Origin of the sequence: Bacteroides sp. RTP31139st1_H2_RTP31139_211217 (assembly GCF_040227615.1) — a bacterium.
In the GTDB taxonomy this organism is placed as follows: domain Bacteria; phylum Bacteroidota; class Bacteroidia; order Bacteroidales; family Bacteroidaceae; genus Bacteroides; species Bacteroides uniformis.
This window is the reverse complement of record NZ_JBCNZM010000001.1, coordinates 84,024-100,953: the sequence shown is the minus strand read 5'-3', so window position 1 is coordinate 100,953 and position 16,930 is coordinate 84,024. Positions and strand designations below refer to the sequence as shown.

Genomic DNA, 16,930 nt, shown 5'->3' with positions numbered 1-16,930 from the left:
AACGGTGACCAGGACGAACTCGCCATGCTAATAGGTACTTACACGAATGGCTCAAGCAAGGGTATCTATACCTTCCGCTTTAATCAGGAGACGGGAACAGCCGTTCCGCTCAGTTCAGCGGCATTGCCCAATCCCTCCTACCTCGTCCCCTCGGAAGATGGCGAATTTGTCTATGCCGTCAGTGAAATGAACGACAGCACAGCAGCCCTCAGCTCCCTTGCCTTCGACCGGGAAACGGGAGAACTGCGCCTGCTGAACACCGTTCCCACCTTCGGCGCCGACCCCTGCTACGTGGCCACCAATGGCCGGGAAGTGTTGACTGCCAACTACAGCGGTGGAACCATGTCCGTCTTTCCTTTACAGAAAGACGGCACTTTGGCTCCTGCAGACACGCTCTTTCAAGGCTCTGCCACCGGTCCCGACGCCATACGGCAAGCCACTCCCCACATCCATTGCACGGTCTTTTCACCGGACGGAAAGTATATCTTCGCCACCGACTTCAGTGCCGACCGCATCCTGCGCTTTGTGATGCACCCCGACAACCCTATTCCTCATGCTTCTCTGGAAGCCGTTGGCATTGAGGCAGATTCCGGCCCGCGCCATCTGACATTCAGCCCTAACGGGAAGTTTGCCTATCTCATCACCGAACTGTCCGGTAAGGTCATTGCCTTCAGTTACGACGACGGCTGCCTGGAACAGATACAGACTATCACAGCCGACACCGTAGCCGCCCGTGGAAGTGCAGACATCCACCTCAGTCCGGATGGGAAATACCTCTACGCCAGCAACCGTCTGAAAGAAGACGGCATCGCCATCTTTGCCGTGAATCCCGAAAATGGGACCTTGGCAAAGGTAGGTTATCAGCCCACCGGCATCCATCCCCGCAACTTCAACATCACGCCCAACGGTAAATACTTGCTTGCCGCCTGCCGCGACAGCAATGTCATTCAGGTATACAAACGAAACGAAGTTACCGGACTCTTGGAAGATACTCATCAGGACATTGTAGTCGACATGCCGGTTTGCGTACAGTTCGTCAGCTCTGTTAATAATTTATAAAGCAATATTTAGCAAAGATAACTTCATTAACTTTGTCCCTTAGCTAAATCAGTCTAAACGAATGTACATTATGAAGAAGAATATATTGATGCTCTCAGCTCTGTTCTTGTCTATCACTGCCATGGCGCAAACAGACGTAACCACCGGTGTGATGCGTGGCAAAGACTACGGAGTGACTTATATGTTACCCAAAACAGAAATAGAAATCGTATTGCAAGCCACCAAGCATACCTACACTCCCGGAGAATTTTGCAGATATGCCGACCGCTATCTGCGTCTCAACAACGTGTCTGCCGAACCCGAGGAGTTCTGGACACTGGATAAGATAGAAACCCGCATAGCCGGTGTACCGGATAAGGACAACGTCTATTTCGTGAAGATGAAAGACAAGACCGTAGCACCCCTTATGGAGCTTACCGAAGACGGAATTGTCCGCTCCATCAACATTCCGTTCAGCGGTAAGCCTGCTGCCAAGACGCCCGAAGCCAAAGCCACCGAAAGCAGCATTGACCCACGCAGTTTTCTGACGGAAGAAATACTGATGTCCAACTCCAGTGCCAAGATGGCCGAGCTGGTGGCTAAGGAAATATACAGCATCCGCGAAAGCAAGAATGCCCTCCTGCGCGGCGAAGCAGACAATATGCCCAAGGACGGCGCCCAACTCAAGCTGATGCTTGACAATCTGAACCAGCAGGAAACGGCTATGACGGAAATGTTCTCGGGCAAAATAAAGAAAGAACCCAAGACATTCACCATCCGGCTGACGCCTAAAGAGATGAAAGATGAGGTGGCTTTCCGTTTTTCCCGAAAGCTGGGAGTGGTGGCCAATAATGACCTTGCCGGTGAACCGTATTATATCAGCGTCACCGACCTCAAAAGTCCCGATGTATCTGCCACCGAGGAAGGCAAAAAGAAAGTGGACGGTGTAGCCTATAACCTTCCGGGCAAGGCACAAGTGACATTGATGTATAACAATAAGAAATTGTTTGACGACCAACTTCCCATTACCCAATTCGGCACCGTAGAATACCTCGCACCGGTACTGTTCAACAAGAATTCTACCATCAAAGTGCTGTTTGATACGGCAACGGGAGGATTGATAAAAGTGGATAGGGAATAAAGGAATTCTAATTCCGGATTGTCAACTGGATAAATCCATCCTTACGCAACTGCATTACGTAGGCGGTGACCCGGGGAATATAATTCTCTTCCTCCCCAAAGTGCCTGGCAAGTAGAGAGATGATTTCGCGCACGGTACGATGTCCATCTATCAGATTCCAGACAGCTGTACCGTGTTCTTCCAGCCTCACATGGATGTCAGGAGACATCCCCTTCGGCAATAAAAAACGACGCATCCATTCGTATTTAAACCGTGGGTAGGCGAGTACGGCGCACTCACCTTCCCATTCGGTTGTTATATGTCCACAGCGGACCGGAACAGCGTCCAACAGACTTACTTTTCCTTCGGGTATTTCCATCATACGGTATCCGCTTTTCCTATTATTTCTGAATATTAGGCTCTTCCAGCTTATAACCATACTTCTTGTCTGCCTTCTTCAGCAGTAGAGCCACTATAAGGGACAAGCAGGCAATACCGGTAAAAATGCACATAGGCACCGTATAGTCATACATATTCGTTCCATCTGGTTTCTTGCCGGATATACAATAGGCATCAAGCACCCACCCTATCAATGTAGGAATACCCCAAAGACCGATATTCTGGATAAAGAAAATCAATGCGTATGCCGTACCCAACTGGCTTACCGGGAATATCTTGGCCACAGCCGGCCACATGGCAGAAGGTACCAGCGAGAAAGCGATACCCAAAATTATCATCAGCACAATAGCTACCAGCCAATAGTTTATATCGGGAATAGCATAAATGAAATGCACACATATCAGCATGGCCGAGCCCAGCAGCATGATAGATGCGGACTTGCCCCGCTTGTCAATGAAACCACCAAAGACCGGAGTCAGAATCAGCGCTCCCAATGCCGGAAGTCCGGCAAATGTACCGGCCACATTCTCATTGATACCGTATTTGATAATCATCAACTCGGAAGCAAACTTCTGGAATGGGAATACACAAGAGTAGAACAATACACACAGCAATGCTATCAGCCAGAAACCGGGATTGACCAGAATATTCTTCACATCCTTAAAAGAGAACTTCTCTTCCTCATCTTCCGTACCGGCAGCAATGGCAGCAGCTTCCATCTGTTTGTCCAGCTTCTTGTCCATCACTGCAAAAATGAAGAAAGCAATCATACCGCCCAACAACAGAACCAAACCCAACAACACCGGTGTGGAAATACCGAAAGCACGGGCCAAAGGAATGGCTACGGCATAACCGGCTTGCGAACCGATACGTGCTAAAGCAACTTGTACCCCCATAGCCGTGGCAAGCTCTTTCCCCTTAAACCACTTGGCTATGATTTTGGAAACTGTAATACCGGCGACCTCCGCTCCTACTCCAAAAATGGAATAACCGGCAAAAGCAACAAACACACCCGTTTTATAGCCAAATATTTCATTGATTCCGAATAAAGTCGCGTCGGCACCGGCAAGTCCCGTCATTGCATAGTATTCAAGTGCTGTACCACCTACCATCAGGATAGTTGCCAGCTTTCCGGTGAAACGGATACCAAAGCGGTCGAGGATTAATCCTCCCCAAATCAACATCAGGAAAAAAACATTCAGAAAACTATAACCACCGGTAAAGAATCCGAAATCGGTACTCGACCAAGCCAAGTCCGTTTCCAACATTGTCTTCAACGGTGCTACCACGTCGTTTACATAATAAGCTGCCATCATCGTGAAGGCAACAATCACCAATGCCCCCCAACGGGTAGCCTTGGAATCATTCAATTTAAGTTTGAGTTGTTCTGTCATTGTACTATTTGGATTTCAATTTATTAATCAGATTGCATAAATTGCTGACAAAGGTAAATAAATACTTCATCAAAACGAAAAAAGGCTGACACCTTTTCAGTATCAACCTTTCTCTTATTTTTCCAAGCGGGAGTCATCCGCAATATCCTTATCTTATTCTGCTGCAGGAGCAGGAGCTTCAGCCGGAGTTGTAGCTGCAGGGGCCTCCGATTGCGGAGCTTCTGTACCTACGGGCATGTTATAAGGATTAGTTTTTTCTTCTTGTTGCGCCTGTTCCAGAATCACATCACCGCCCTTGCCTGTGGAAGAAGGAATAGTGTAAGCAGAAACAATACTGAAGACTACCATGACAGCTGCCAGAGTCCAGGTTGCTTTTTCCAAAAAGTCCGTAGTCTTGCGCACACCCATAATTTGGTTGGATGATGAAAAGCCTGATGCCAGACCACCTCCTTTAGAATTTTGAATCAATACAATGAAGCACATCAGCACAGATGCAATCAGCATTAAGATAACTAATAATAAATACATTTTGTTATTTTGATTTAGCGTTAATAATCAATTTCTCCAAAAATCTGATTTGGTCTGCAAAGTAAGCATTTTTTTTTGGATAATTCAAACTTAATTTTTTAATAATTTCAAGCGCCTTGTCATATCGGTGCTGTTTTATATAGATTTTGGCTAAAGTTTCCGTAAAACAGCTATCGTCCAACTCTTCCGTTACCGGCGATACTGAGGGTTCTTCCTCTTCTTCAGTCTCTTCCTCCTTCTCTACAAGAAACTCCCTTCTCGTATCCGAGGCATCCGAAGACTCACTCTTTTGGATAAAGTCATCTATCAATTCATGCCCACGCAGTTTAGGCACTTCCGACTCATCTTCTGCATCCACACCGGGTTCTTCCTGCATTAAATAGGCCGTATAATCCACCGCATAATCCAGCTCCGTATGCTGTGAATGCTCTTCGGGAACAGTAGCCAGAAATGCGTCAATCAAGGAAAGGGTACGGTCCACACTCGGCTCTTTCTCCAAATCGCCGGAAAACAGCGACGAGACCTTCCGGGATTTCAAAGTATAGCGGTCACCCTCTATAAAGTAAAACAGCACACGACGGTCTGCCACATACAACACAGCCTTGCGCAACTCCGCGCCAAAGTTGATGTCGTGCAGTAGATAGAGGTTTTTCAGATAGAGCAAACGGAGCGACTGGAAATAAGGATAGCGTGCCACCAATGTGCGAAGCTCGTACAAAGTATCCCTATTCAGCGTCTCGGGATGCTGAATCCATTGTTGCAAATGGGTAGGCGTCATGAGTTTACCAGTTAGCTACAGTTGCATTGAAAATCTGTTCGGCAATGTCTTTCACCATCAAGGTTATCAGCTGGTCCTGCACTTCGGTCAGCAATTTTGAGGAATCATAGGTCTGGAAAGCCGAGAACTGCTGTTCAAAGTCCTCCTCATGGTTCGTGTTATTGGTGTAGCGCACGTTGACAGTCAGCGTCACCTTCACCTTCGAAGAGTAGCCGCTGGCATCCACCGATTCATTATATTGATTGTAGCCGGTTATTTCTCCGTCTATTTCCAGGTCTCCTCCGGAATTCACCAGTTGCAGGCGAGTCTGCTGAATGAACATATCCTTCATTTTCTGGTTAAATTCTGTTGCCAGCGGTGCATATACATACTCTGCCCGGTTCTGGAAATCGGCAATGGAAATCGTTTTTACCTTTGTATAGTCGATAGAGCTTATCGGAGCAAGTCCCAACTTCATACTACATGAATTCACCAGAAATAACAAGCTTACCAACAAGGAAGCAAATGCCGCTTTTTTAATCCAATCCATATTCTTTTATCTTTCTGTATAACGTACGCTCAGAGATATTCAAATCCTGAGCCGCACTCTTACGCTTGCCGTGATGTTTTTCAAGCGCCTTACGTATCATTTCTTTCTCCACTTCATCCAGGGAGAGTGACTCCTCCACATATTCTTCCGTATCCTGGAAATCATCGTCCACCGGAGTAACCGGCTTTACCGAAGGATGTATAATGGTGGGAACACTGGATGTTACCGGAGGTACCACCGCCGGAGTAGCCGGCGTATAGTAGGCCGATGTGGCAACCGCCGGATTGGCTACCGTTCCCCTTTCAGCCATAATCTCATGCACCAACTTTTTCAAGTCCGTTACATCCTGGCGCATATCAAACAGAACCTGGTAGAGAATTTCCCGTTCACTCCCAAAGCTCTTGTCCTCCTTCACTCCAAACAAGGCAGGCAGGCGCTGCATATTGTTCTGCTCAGGCAGATAGCCCTTCAGTATGGATGCATTGATTTCACGATTGGTCTCAATGATGGATATCTGCTCGGTGATATTCTTCAACTGGCGCACATTACCCGGCCATGAGTAGCCCAGCAACACTTGCTTGCCGTCTTCCGTCAGCTGAATGGCAGGCATACGGTACTTTTCTGCAAAGTCCGAAGCAAACTTTCGGAACAGCAGCACCACGTCTTCACCGCGTTCGCGCAATGGAGGGACCTGAATAGGAACTGTGTTCAAACGGTAATACAAGTCTTCACGAAAACGTCCGTCAGCAATGGCTTGTGTCAAGTTTACATTGGTAGCGGCAACAATACGCACATCGGTCTTTTCCACCTTAGAAGAACCTACTTTGATGAATTCACCGCTCTCGAGCACACGCAACAAGCGTGCCTGGGTAGGCAAAGGCAATTCGCCGACTTCATCAAGGAAGATTGTTCCGCCGTTGGCCTCACCGAAATACCCCTTCCGTTCGCCGATAGCCCCGGTAAATGCGCCCTTCTCATGACCGAACAGTTCCGAGTCAATCGTCCCTTCGGGAATGGCTCCACAGTTCACGGCAATGTACTGTCCATGCTTGCGCCGGCTGTACTGGTGTATTATCTGCGGAAAGCTCTCCTTTCCCACACCACTCTCTCCGGTAATCAGTACAGACAAGTCGGTGGGCGCTACCTGGATAGCGATATCAATGGCACGCATCAGCGCTTCATTGTTGCCGATAATGCCGAAACGTAATTTTACTTGTTGTATTTCCGCTTTTGTCATTCTACAAATCTTCTTCTACACTATCGAGTTTCAGTTTGTCGCTATCGTCACGTTTCTCGTAATATTGCTTGCGCAGCGGATTTGCATGTGCCTCTTTCTCACGCTGGCGGTTACGGAACACATCTATTGCCACATAGATAGCCTGCCGGAATGAATCTTCAGAGGCGATTCCTTTCCCGGCAATATCGTAGGCCGTGCCATGAGCAGGCGAAGTGCGTATCACCGGCAAGCCGGCAGTATAGTTCACGCCCTCGTCCATAGCCAATGCCTTGAACGGTGCCAGCCCCTGGTCGTGATACATGGCCAGGATACCATCAAAATGGGTAAAGTTATCTGAGCCCATAAACCCGTCTGCCGGATAAGGACCATAGCAAAGCATACCCTTAGCAGCCATTTCGTTGATGGCCGGAATGATAATCTCCTGCTCTTCAGTTCCCAGCAATCCGCCGTCTCCTGCATGCGGATTCAGCGAAAGCACTGCAATACGCGGTGCGCTGATAGCAAAATCCTGCTTCAAGGAGCGGTTGAATATCTTCAGTTTTTCTTGTATCAGTTCTTTGGTGATGCTTCCGGCTATCTCTTTAACGGGAATATGTCCGGTCACCAATGCTACCCGGAAGTCATCTTTCATCAGAATCATAAGGGCCTTCTCGCCATCTCCCAATTTTTGCTCTATATACTCCGTATGTCCGGGGAAGGCAAACTCCTCCGACTGGATGGTATGCTTGTTGATGGGAGCTGTGACAATCACGTCTATCATTCCCTCCTTATATTCCTCAATGGCTTTTTCCAGTGCACCAAGTGCAGCTTTACCAGCTTCAACGTCAGGTTTAGAGAACTCAACCTTTACTTCATCATCCGTACAGTTCACTACACTCAAGCGATTGGGAACCGCTTCGGAGGCGGAGTTGACGATACTGAAGTTGGTAGGCAAGTCCAATGATTTACGATGATAAGCTGCCACTTTAGGCGAACCGTAGATAATCGGCGTGCACAATTCCAGCATCACCGGGTCTGCAAACGTCTTTAAAATCACTTCATACCCTACACCATTAATGTCGCCTTGTGTAATGCCGACTCTTATTTTGTTGTCTTCCATTTTTATTACTTATTATTAGTAGTATCTTTTGAGGTTACGCCTACCGGAATTTCCGCACCTTCCTGCTTGCTGCCGGGCAGTTTCAAGGTATAGAGCGAAGCCTCCATCTGACGTACCAGATTACGTTTCATTTTATCAGGTGAATAAATAAATATTTCAGATACGATAATACGCTGATTGGCCTTGTCCAAACGTACATGCGATACGAACGGACCGCCCATGAAGTCACCCTTTATGCGCCACAAGCCGCGGGCCTCCAGTGCATAGTCTCCCTGCACACTGATGGGGCGTACATCGGTCATCAGAGAATCCATCGACATATACATGCCTTCACGGGCACCAGGGATATTAACCTTCATCACGGAATCGCGTTTATGAACAAAATATTCTTTAGTAAACGTATCCTTATCCGTATAAGGATAAGAGTAGATTACAAAGTTCTGGTCGCCGGTAGCTGCATTCGTACCTGCCCAGAAGAAGTTCTCACCCTCCTTGGTAGATGTCAGTTCGCCCGGCACCCATACATCGCAATCGAACTGGCTTTTCACCTTCGTTGCTATATAGTCGCTATGCTTGTCCTTCAATACTGAAATCTGACGATTCATTTCCGCATGGGTAAAGAAATCGATGATTACCTGCCTATTCTCCTCCACAAATTTCTCGAACGAAGCCTCGTCCGGTGCCTGAATAGTGAGAATAGACTGAGGAGCAGCATATACATTCCTTGCATACTTGAATTTAGGCTGGGTATAGAGGTCCTTGTTCACATCGACAATAATGATATTACGAATCAGTTTTAAAGTGGCATCATAATTGGAAGGGGCAGTATACATGATTCGGAATGAACGTTCTGACTGGGGAAGCCCCGGAACATCAGAATCAAGCACATCGAAAAGCGCCCTACCGGCAGGACGTTCCCACAAGCCGGGCTCCACCACTACCAGAACTTCATACGCACGACCACTGGAGGTCGGAGTAAACACACCCTTTTTACCACCACCGCAAGCGGAAAAAAGTGTCAGTACGAGAACCATACTTAAATAAAACAAGTGCTTTCTCATATCTCTATCATTTTAGTTTTTCACAAAGCTACGAAGAATGCGTAATATCCTCCCTACCTAAGTTAATAATTTATATTAATTCTTCTTTATTCTCCTCCTGCTTGGCAGTGGACAACATGCCACAAGCGGCAAATATATCCTCTCCACGCGATGACCGTATAGTGGTAAACAGACCGTGCGAAGTCAGATAATCACGGAACGCAGTCATGGTTTCCATATCAGCCCCTTCAAGATTCACTCCAGGTATGGCATGAAAACGAATCAGGTTAATCCGGCAGTCCAGCCCGCGTAGCAGCTTCAGAAGTTCCTTTGCATACGGTAACGAGTCATTCACTCCTTTGAAAACAATATATTCAAAAGATAGTCTGCGCTGTTTGCTAAAATCATAGTTTCTTAACAATTCCACAATCTCCGTGATGGAGAACGCCTTCTCTGCCGGCATCAGTTCGCGGCGTTGCAAAGGTATCGGCGAATGAAGGCTGATAGCCAGATGGCAGTCCGATTCCTCAATAAAACGCTGCAAGCCCTTCTTCAATCCCACAGAAGAAAGTGTAACACGCTTGGGACTCCACGCATACCCATAAGAGGCGGTCATTATTTCCAGCGCTTTCAATACCTCGTCCAGATTATCAAGTGGTTCACCCATGCCCATCATTACCACATTGGTAAGCTTGTCCCTTTCGGGCAACGAATTGATTTGATTAATAATCTGGTTGGATGTCAGATTGGCAGTAAAACCTTGTTTGCCGGTCATACAGAACTTGCAATTCATCTTACAGCCCACCTGCGAGGAGACACAAAGCGTAGCCCTGTCTTCGTCGGGTATATAGACAGCTTCCACGAAATGCCCCTCGCCTGCCCGGTACAAGTATTTCACCGTACCGTCTACAGAGCGCATGGCATCTACCGGCGCTTCGGCACCTACCTCATAGATTTCTTTCAGCAATTCCCGATGCTTCAACGAAAGATTGCTCATTTCGTCTATAGAAGTCACCTTCTTGTCATACAGCCAGGAAGCTATCTGCTTGGCAGAGAAACCGGGCATTCCCAGATTCTTCACCACATTCTGCAATTCAGAGAGCGTCAAGCCCAATAGAGGTCGTTTCTGCATATCGTTTTTCATTAAAAACAAAACTCTTTCAAGAATGCAAAGGTAGGAATAAAGTTGCACAAAGACAACGGAGAGTATAGAAAATGAAATGTACAGAGAATGAAAAAGCCGCCCGGGAGTACCGAACGGCTTTTCAATATGGGTTTTCTATTCTTAGAAGAATAAATAACGTTGGTCTTTTACGTTGGCTTTCAGATACAAGTCACTGATGAACTGGCTTGCCATGCGTGCGTGCATGTTAGCCAAGTTAGCCTCTTCAGTTTCCTTGTTGAATGTTTCGTTCAGCTTCTCTTTTGCATAAGGTTGCAGAACGAATACACCACCGTTACCCTTGATAGGAGCACTCAGCTTGTTCACTTCGGCAATAGAAGCGTATGCGCCTACCAGAGGTTCGCTGCTACGCAATGCCGGGATATAGGCAGGAGCAGAGAAAGTAACGTGCTTTACAGAATCACTAACAGCATTTGCCATATTCTTGTACTGCTCGAACGAAGTTGCATTGGCAGCCTTCATATCAGCCATAATCTTCTCTGCTTTCTTGTCACGGAGAATTTCAGCTCTCAACTGGTCCTTTACCAAAGCCAGTGGGCGATAACCTTCAGGAACAATACTTGCAACACCTACTACCAGCATACGGTCGCTCTCGCCACATTCGTACAAACCGGAAACTTCACCGGCTTTTGCCTCAAACGCCCATTTCAAAGCATCTTTGGTTCCTCTGATACCACCGATACCATGTTCAGAGCTGTACAAGTCGGCTCTATCCAGCAACTTGTAACCGGCATCTTCCGCATTGGCAATCATTTTCTCTAAAGTATTGTTTGCAGCGATGAACTGGCTAAACTCATTGTATGCCTTGCTGTAAGTTTCCTTGCTGAATTCTACCGGACGCTTGATAACGGCTACCTTATATTTATCCTTGACAGCCTTCTTGTTGGTTACTTGCAAAATGACATTTGCTTGTCCCAACGCCAGATTGGTCAGTTCGTTCTGTCCCAAAGTTGTGACAGCGGTAATGTATTTCAAGTTGTCACCGTCAATCTGTGCGCCTTCGTAGTTAGCAGAAGAAATCCAGGTAGGTTCACCGGTCTGACCGTACTTCTTCGCAACTTCAGCAAAGCTGGCACCACCCTTAATAGCATTGTAGATGCTGTCGGCCAAAGTCTTCGTCTTTTCAGCATCTTCGGCAACTACCTGAATCTGACGGAACTCGATAGAGTCCGGCATGGCAGCAGTAGCCAATTTCTTGAAAGAGTTGAGGGTATTGTCAGATACGTTATAATAAGGCCCGAACACACCACCCACCGCAACAGAGTCCAAACGGGCTGTCACATCAGCAGGCAGAGACTTAGTAGTGTAGAACAAGTCTGTATAAGGAGCTTCGGAACCGGTAGAACGGATGAAGGTAGTATAGTCAGAAGGATTGGCAGTAAGTTGTTCGGTGTATTCTTCCATTTCCTTCTGGAGAGCAGCTCTGTCTTCTGCACTTGCAGTAACTTGCACATCAATGAACTTGATATTGCGAGTTTCCACATATTGCTTGAACTGTTCTTTCTACTTGACGTATGCAGCCTTCAAATCAGAATCCTTGATAACGATGGTAGAGTCAACGATAGAAGAATAGGGAACTGCAGCAAGCAGCAGGTCTGACTGCTCTACTCTTGCATCAAAAGCGTCCTGAGCTTCTACCGGGTTGGAGAAAAGAGATTTTGTAATCAAAGCCTGATACTTCTCCTGAAGACGTGCCTGGATAAGAGACTTTTCGAGGAAAGACCAGAACTTGTACATGGATTCATAGTATTCTGCATATTGTGAAGGCATCTGCGCCTTATTCATTTTTGAATAGTCCACCAAGAACTTCTTCAACATATCCTTATCAAACGCACCGGTCTGAGGATTACGGAACGGAGTCTGTTGCAGCATCGGATGCACACCGGCATTAATGATAGCCTGAATCTCAGCCTTCGATACAACCAGACCGAGTTTCTTTGCTTCCTTTTCAATCAGCTTATTATTGACGTATGTTCTCCATACTTCATCTTTGATTTGGTTTGTCTGCTCATCGCTCAATGCACTGTTGCCACTGGAGAACTTGATGACTTCTGTATATTCTTCTACCAATGCTTGAAAATCCTGAGCGGAAATTGATTCCCCGTTCACTTCACCTACGTCTTGTGACTGGTGTGGCTGAAGCACTTTCCACGCGTCACCTGCGATGAAAGCAAACAGCGCCAAACCAATAACAATCACCAATAAAGGTCCTTTAGACCGAATGTTTTGTAATGTTGCCATTTTAGTTAATATGATTTATTTGTTTATTATTATTTTCCTAACACGTTCATTTTAGCGCACGAAGATACAAAAAATGCTAATACGCATCCATTTATTCTTTAAAAAATTATGCCTAAATGAAATTATTCAATGACTTTCAGTCTTACCAACTCAATTTTAGTGGCTGTTACCTTGATTATTTTAAACTGATAATTATCCACTTCAATCACTTCATGCAGCTTCGGGAAACTTTGATAACGGTTCAGAATCAGACCGCCCACTGTCAGATAATCATCCGATTCCGGCAGGTCGAGCCCGAAAGTCTCATTTACCTTTTCTATTTCCAGACGGGCCGAAAGCACATATTCACGTTCACCCAGCTGCTTACATACATAGGACGTATTATCATGCTCATCCTCAATATCGCCGAAAATTTCTTCCACCAAATCCTCCAAAGAGACGATACCCGCCGTACCACCGAATTCGTCCACCACTACAGCAATCGTTTTTTTCTGCTGCATGAACAGTTTCATCAGTTTGTGGGCCGACATCGTTTCGGGTACAATAGGCACTTCCTTCACGTTATTCCTCCAGTCCACCGGATTCCTGAACATCTCCGACGAGTGAATATATCCCACCACATTATCTATATTTCCATCATATACTATGATTTTGGAAATACCCGACTCCACAAAAAGACATTTCAATTCTTCCAATGTAGTGATCAGATCTACAGCTACCACCTCTGTACGCGGTACAATACAGTCGCGTATCTTTATATTCGAAAAGTCAAGCGCATTTTGGAATATCTTTACCTCTGCATCCAGTTCTTCTTCACTTTCCGCATTCTCTATGCTCGACTGGATGAAGTAATCCAAATCCACTTTGCCAAAAGCCTTGGCCGACGCCTCCTTGTTTACTTTCATCCCAAATATCCGAAGGAACAGATACGACAATCCCGATGCAAACTTTGAAACAGGAAACAGAATGACATAACATATGAATAAAGGAATGGCACATACCCTCAGCATCAGATTGGGATTGATTTTAAACAAAGTCTTCGGCAAGAACTCACCGGTTACCAAAATAATAAGAGTGGAAATTACAGTCTGCACCAACACCATTACAAAATGATTGGAAATAATTCCGGCAAGAAGATTCACCTCTATGATTTGTGCCATCAAGATACCATAAATGACAAGCGCAATGTTATTGCCCACGAGCATGGTCGAGATAAAGTTGTTCGGGTTGCGAAGGAAATAGGAAATGATACTGGAAGTGACGCCTGACTTCCTTTCCATCTCAAAACGCAGTTTATCTACGGAAACAAAGGCAATCTCCATTCCTGAAAAGAAAGCGGAGAAAGCCATGGTTATCAATAAAAAAATAACGGTATCCATTTTATCAATTTATGGTATCAGTCTGCAAGCTGTCTGCTGCGGCAGCTTCCTCGTCAACATAGAAGATGCCCTCCGGCTTGCGAATCGTGTAAACGGTCATCTGCTGGTTGGATTCAAAGCCATGTCCCGTAATGATACGGTCAGGCTGTTCGATACGGATAAACTCATCCGAATAAATTCTTTGTGTCCGCTGGTCCCAATACAGCAGCTCTGTATCAAACTGCTCACCTTTCAAATTCTGTATATGCACATTCCCCATCAGTTTCCATAACTCTTCCTTATTAAAGAAGTAGGCTGTATCAGCCTTGATACTCGCCTCCACTTGGAAGATAGAGTCGAACTTCTCCAAATAGACCCCCTTTTCAAAAGCCCAGTAAGGAGGATTCTTCCGGTCAAAGACCAGCCACTCTTCCGTATTGATGCGGTAACGCGTTACACCGGAATCAGAAACCAGTGTAGTCACCCCGCGGGTATCCATCACTGCCATAGAGTCACGCTCGGTAATGGCATCTCCCAGCTCCTTCTTCTTCCCGGAACACGAAGAAAATAAAAGAAGCATAACCATTGCCCCAAGGACAATGGTTATGCTCGCATTTTTATGATAAACAATGTTGATGGGTTGTAGCAACATGATTTTATCTGATAGTTGTAGATTCACCTATCCATCCACCGATAGTGATACGGTCACCAGCTTTGTAACCCAACATAAAGAGGTCTTTAGCCTGGGGAGTGTGGCGGGAATAAGTACTAATCAATTCGTTAGCACGTTCTGTAACTGAAGGATCTACAGCTTTAGCTCTCTGCAGCTTGTCAATTACTACAAAGTAAGTACACTTATTCAGAGCAGGCTCATCGGTCCAGTTAGGATTGGAGCCGTAAAGCTGTGCCAGTAAAATATAAGGCTCTCCATAGTTCTCCTTAAAGCTCATAGCCTTTTGGCAGTAGCTTCTTGCCTGAGAGAGTTTCTTGGCCTGCATCAAGGCTGCGGCAGTAGCGTATGCCATTTCAGCCTTCTTGTCATTATCTGTTTCTTTAGCCAATGCTTCATCAAAATACTTCACGGCATTGTCATAGTCACCTTTCTTATAGTACATGTATGCTACACCTACAGCTGCATCGGCAGTCGGGTCAATCTGATACATGTACTCAGATGCCTTGAAGTAAACTTCGCTTTCGTTGCACTTCATCAATTTCAGGATGTTCAATGCCTTCTTCAAGAAAGCGGAGTCAGTCTTGCTTGCTTCCACCTTAGGACCATAGATATTCTGCAAAGATTCACAATCAGCTACACCACTCTGAATGAACATGGCCACGAGGTTATCCTTGATAGCTTGCAAGTTAGCCTTCTTAGCTTCCTTGGTTTCAGCAGCAAGTGCGTCATCTGCATACTTGGAAGCATCAATATAATCCTGGAAGAACTGGTCGGTATGATTATCATCAGCCTTTACCTTCTGCATGGAAGTATCCAGGAAATAGTGCAACACCGCACCTTTGGAACCACCCTTTTCAGCATGAACAGATTCTTTCAGCCAATTATAAGCCGTATTAAGGTCCGGAGCAGGAGCGAACTGAAGATAATCCACAGCTTTGGCACCCAAGGCATCAGCCACACTCGGCACGCCCTTCATTCCCTTACCAATGAATTCAGGAATGTACTTCATTCTCAAATCATATACATCCATCAACTCATCAAAATACTTCTTGTAATCAGCAGAATTTCTATCCTTAATCTGACTCAAGAAACCCACTAAAATCTTCTGAGCATCTGTAAATGTGTAATACCGCAGTGTAGGACAATCCTTCAATACAGCCATACAAGGAGCGTATGCATCCTTAAAGTTACCAGCTCTCACTGCTTCATGAGAGATACTACTGTTCGAATTACAATTTTCAGTCTGTGCGAAAGTGCTGGTCACTCCACCCGAAAGGAGCAAGACAGCCACAAGCGTCTTAATTTTCATTGTATTTAAATTTTAGTTGTTATATTTTTTGTCTATTCAATTTCCATTAATCCACTTTACGCTTGAAGAACCAGCGTTCGTTAAAGGTTACTCCGATACAAATACGCAATGTATTTTCGTTCAAGAACGCTGCTTGGGTTCCTTTAGTCCGCACGTATTGTGCAGAAAGACTCAATACGGAACGGGTTCTCGGTATGGGCAATCCAAAACCGGCAGTAACGCCATATTCATCAGCGGCACGTACACCGTCTATCTTATAATAAGGTTTGGAATAATAAGCTCCCAAACGATACTTCACATGAGACAAATAACTTCGTCCCATAGGATTCGGCAGATACTCTGCACCAACGGATATTCTTCCACGGTCGCAAAACGCCTCGTCATTGTTCATATAACTCACTTTACTCCAATTCTGGAACATTACATCCGCGCCTACAGTCAGTCGGTTGTCGTACACGTAGGTCACACCTGCGCCAAATGTTGTCGGAATGCCACAAGTAACGACAGTATCCCTTGTTACCGAAGTAGCTCCCGTATTGCTATTACCAGTCTGCGTAACTTCGTACGCATCGTTACTCAGATCATGCCCCGGAGAAAAGACAACTCCCAACGTTGCAACATGTTTTTTCCCAAACAGGTGAGTGTACTGCGCTCCAAAATCCAACTTATAACTCTTTACAGCCACATTAGACTGTATTGTAATAGGAAATACACTTGAACTGGACGGAAAGGTTTCCGCAGCGGTTCTTGTTATATCTCCCCAAAGATACGAAAAATTCGCACCAACAGAAAGATTTTTAATTATTTTAAAGCCCGCACCTAAATAAAGCTGATGCAGACCTCCTTCTCCCGAATAGCTTACCGTCGTAGATTTGTCTGGGAATTCCGTATCTTCCCGGTACTCTCCCATGCTGTATCCCACATTCGAATAAGGCAACAATCCCAAGCTTATGGCAGCCCATTTACTTGCACGAAACTGCATCGTGATGTAATCAAAACTGGAA

Annotated in this window: 15 protein-coding genes and 1 pseudogene; 2 read left to right on the top strand and 14 right to left on the bottom strand. The window is 45.8% G+C overall.

Annotated elements, in window-relative coordinates:
• Both ABUA47_RS00400 and ABUA47_RS00395 read left to right on the top strand, forming a co-directional pair.
• Positions 1-1,059: lactonase family protein (locus ABUA47_RS00400; RefSeq protein WP_349831365.1), on the top strand; the 1,059-nt coding region annotated here is incomplete at its 5' end.
• Between the two features lie 70 nt (positions 1,060-1,129).
• Entirely contained in the window at positions 1,130-2,179 is a 1,050-nt protein-coding gene (locus tag ABUA47_RS00395) for a DUF4831 family protein (RefSeq protein ID WP_016272886.1), read from the top strand.
• A 7-nt stretch (positions 2,180-2,186) separates the two neighbouring features.
• Here ABUA47_RS00395 and ABUA47_RS00390 read toward each other — a convergent pair whose 3' ends face one another.
• The 14 genes and pseudogenes from ABUA47_RS00390 to ABUA47_RS00325 all read right to left on the bottom strand — a co-directional run.
• On the bottom strand, positions 2,187-2,540 hold the full coding sequence (locus tag ABUA47_RS00390) for a PqqD family protein (protein WP_005831929.1): 354 nt from the start codon (positions 2,538-2,540) through the stop codon (positions 2,187-2,189).
• 19 nt (positions 2,541-2,559) lie between these two features.
• Positions 2,560-3,951 carry an MFS transporter gene (locus ABUA47_RS00385; RefSeq protein ID WP_005832845.1) on the bottom strand — a complete coding sequence of 464 codons (1,392 nt, stop codon included), beginning with the start codon at positions 3,949-3,951 and terminating at the stop codon, positions 2,560-2,562.
• 153 nt (positions 3,952-4,104) lie between these two features.
• A complete protein-coding gene (secG, locus tag ABUA47_RS00380) occupies positions 4,105-4,479 on the bottom strand; it encodes a preprotein translocase subunit SecG (protein WP_035449001.1) in 375 nt (124 codons plus the stop codon).
• A gap of 4 nt (positions 4,480-4,483) precedes the next feature.
• Complete coding sequence (locus ABUA47_RS00375) at positions 4,484-5,257, bottom strand: hypothetical protein (protein WP_005831938.1); 774 nt, start codon at positions 5,255-5,257, stop codon at positions 4,484-4,486.
• Between the two features lie 4 nt (positions 5,258-5,261).
• Positions 5,262-5,786 (bottom strand): LptE family protein, encoded by a 525-nt coding sequence (locus tag ABUA47_RS00370; RefSeq protein WP_005831940.1) that lies wholly within the window; start codon positions 5,784-5,786, stop codon positions 5,262-5,264.
• Complete coding sequence (locus ABUA47_RS00365) at positions 5,773-7,023, bottom strand: sigma-54 interaction domain-containing protein (RefSeq protein WP_005831941.1); 1,251 nt, start codon at positions 7,021-7,023, stop codon at positions 5,773-5,775. The genes ABUA47_RS00370 and ABUA47_RS00365 overlap by 14 nt, the downstream gene beginning before the upstream one ends.
• A 1-nt stretch (position 7,024) precedes the next feature.
• Positions 7,025-8,122 carry a 4-hydroxythreonine-4-phosphate dehydrogenase PdxA gene (gene pdxA / locus ABUA47_RS00360; protein WP_005831943.1) on the bottom strand — a complete coding sequence of 366 codons (1,098 nt, stop codon included), beginning with the start codon at positions 8,120-8,122 and terminating at the stop codon, positions 7,025-7,027.
• Positions 8,123-8,127: 5 nt separating this feature from the next.
• Positions 8,128-9,183, bottom strand: coding sequence for a DUF4837 family protein (locus ABUA47_RS00355; RefSeq protein ID WP_268018882.1), 1,056 nt, complete (start codon positions 9,181-9,183; stop codon positions 8,128-8,130).
• Positions 9,184-9,253: 70 nt separating this feature from the next.
• On the bottom strand, positions 9,254-10,294 hold the full coding sequence (gene rlmN / locus ABUA47_RS00350; RefSeq protein ID WP_022401941.1) for a 23S rRNA (adenine(2503)-C(2))-methyltransferase RlmN: 1,041 nt from the start codon (positions 10,292-10,294) through the stop codon (positions 9,254-9,256).
• Between the two features lie 153 nt (positions 10,295-10,447).
• Positions 10,448-12,586, bottom strand: a pseudogene (locus tag ABUA47_RS00345) (peptidylprolyl isomerase).
• A 122-nt stretch (positions 12,587-12,708) separates the two neighbouring features.
• Positions 12,709-13,965 carry a hemolysin family protein gene (locus ABUA47_RS00340; RefSeq protein ID WP_035449003.1) on the bottom strand — a complete coding sequence of 419 codons (1,257 nt, stop codon included), beginning with the start codon at positions 13,963-13,965 and terminating at the stop codon, positions 12,709-12,711.
• A gap of 4 nt (positions 13,966-13,969) precedes the next feature.
• Positions 13,970-14,596, bottom strand: coding sequence for an LPS export ABC transporter periplasmic protein LptC (lptC, locus tag ABUA47_RS00335; protein WP_035449005.1), 627 nt, complete (start codon positions 14,594-14,596; stop codon positions 13,970-13,972).
• Positions 14,597-14,600: 4 nt separating this feature from the next.
• Positions 14,601-15,926, bottom strand: coding sequence for a tetratricopeptide repeat protein (locus ABUA47_RS00330; RefSeq protein ID WP_005831953.1), 1,326 nt, complete (start codon positions 15,924-15,926; stop codon positions 14,601-14,603).
• A 46-nt stretch (positions 15,927-15,972) separates the two neighbouring features.
• Positions 15,973-16,930, bottom strand: a 958-nt coding sequence (locus ABUA47_RS00325; RefSeq protein ID WP_349831364.1) for a hypothetical protein, incomplete at its 5' end; no start/stop codon positions are given.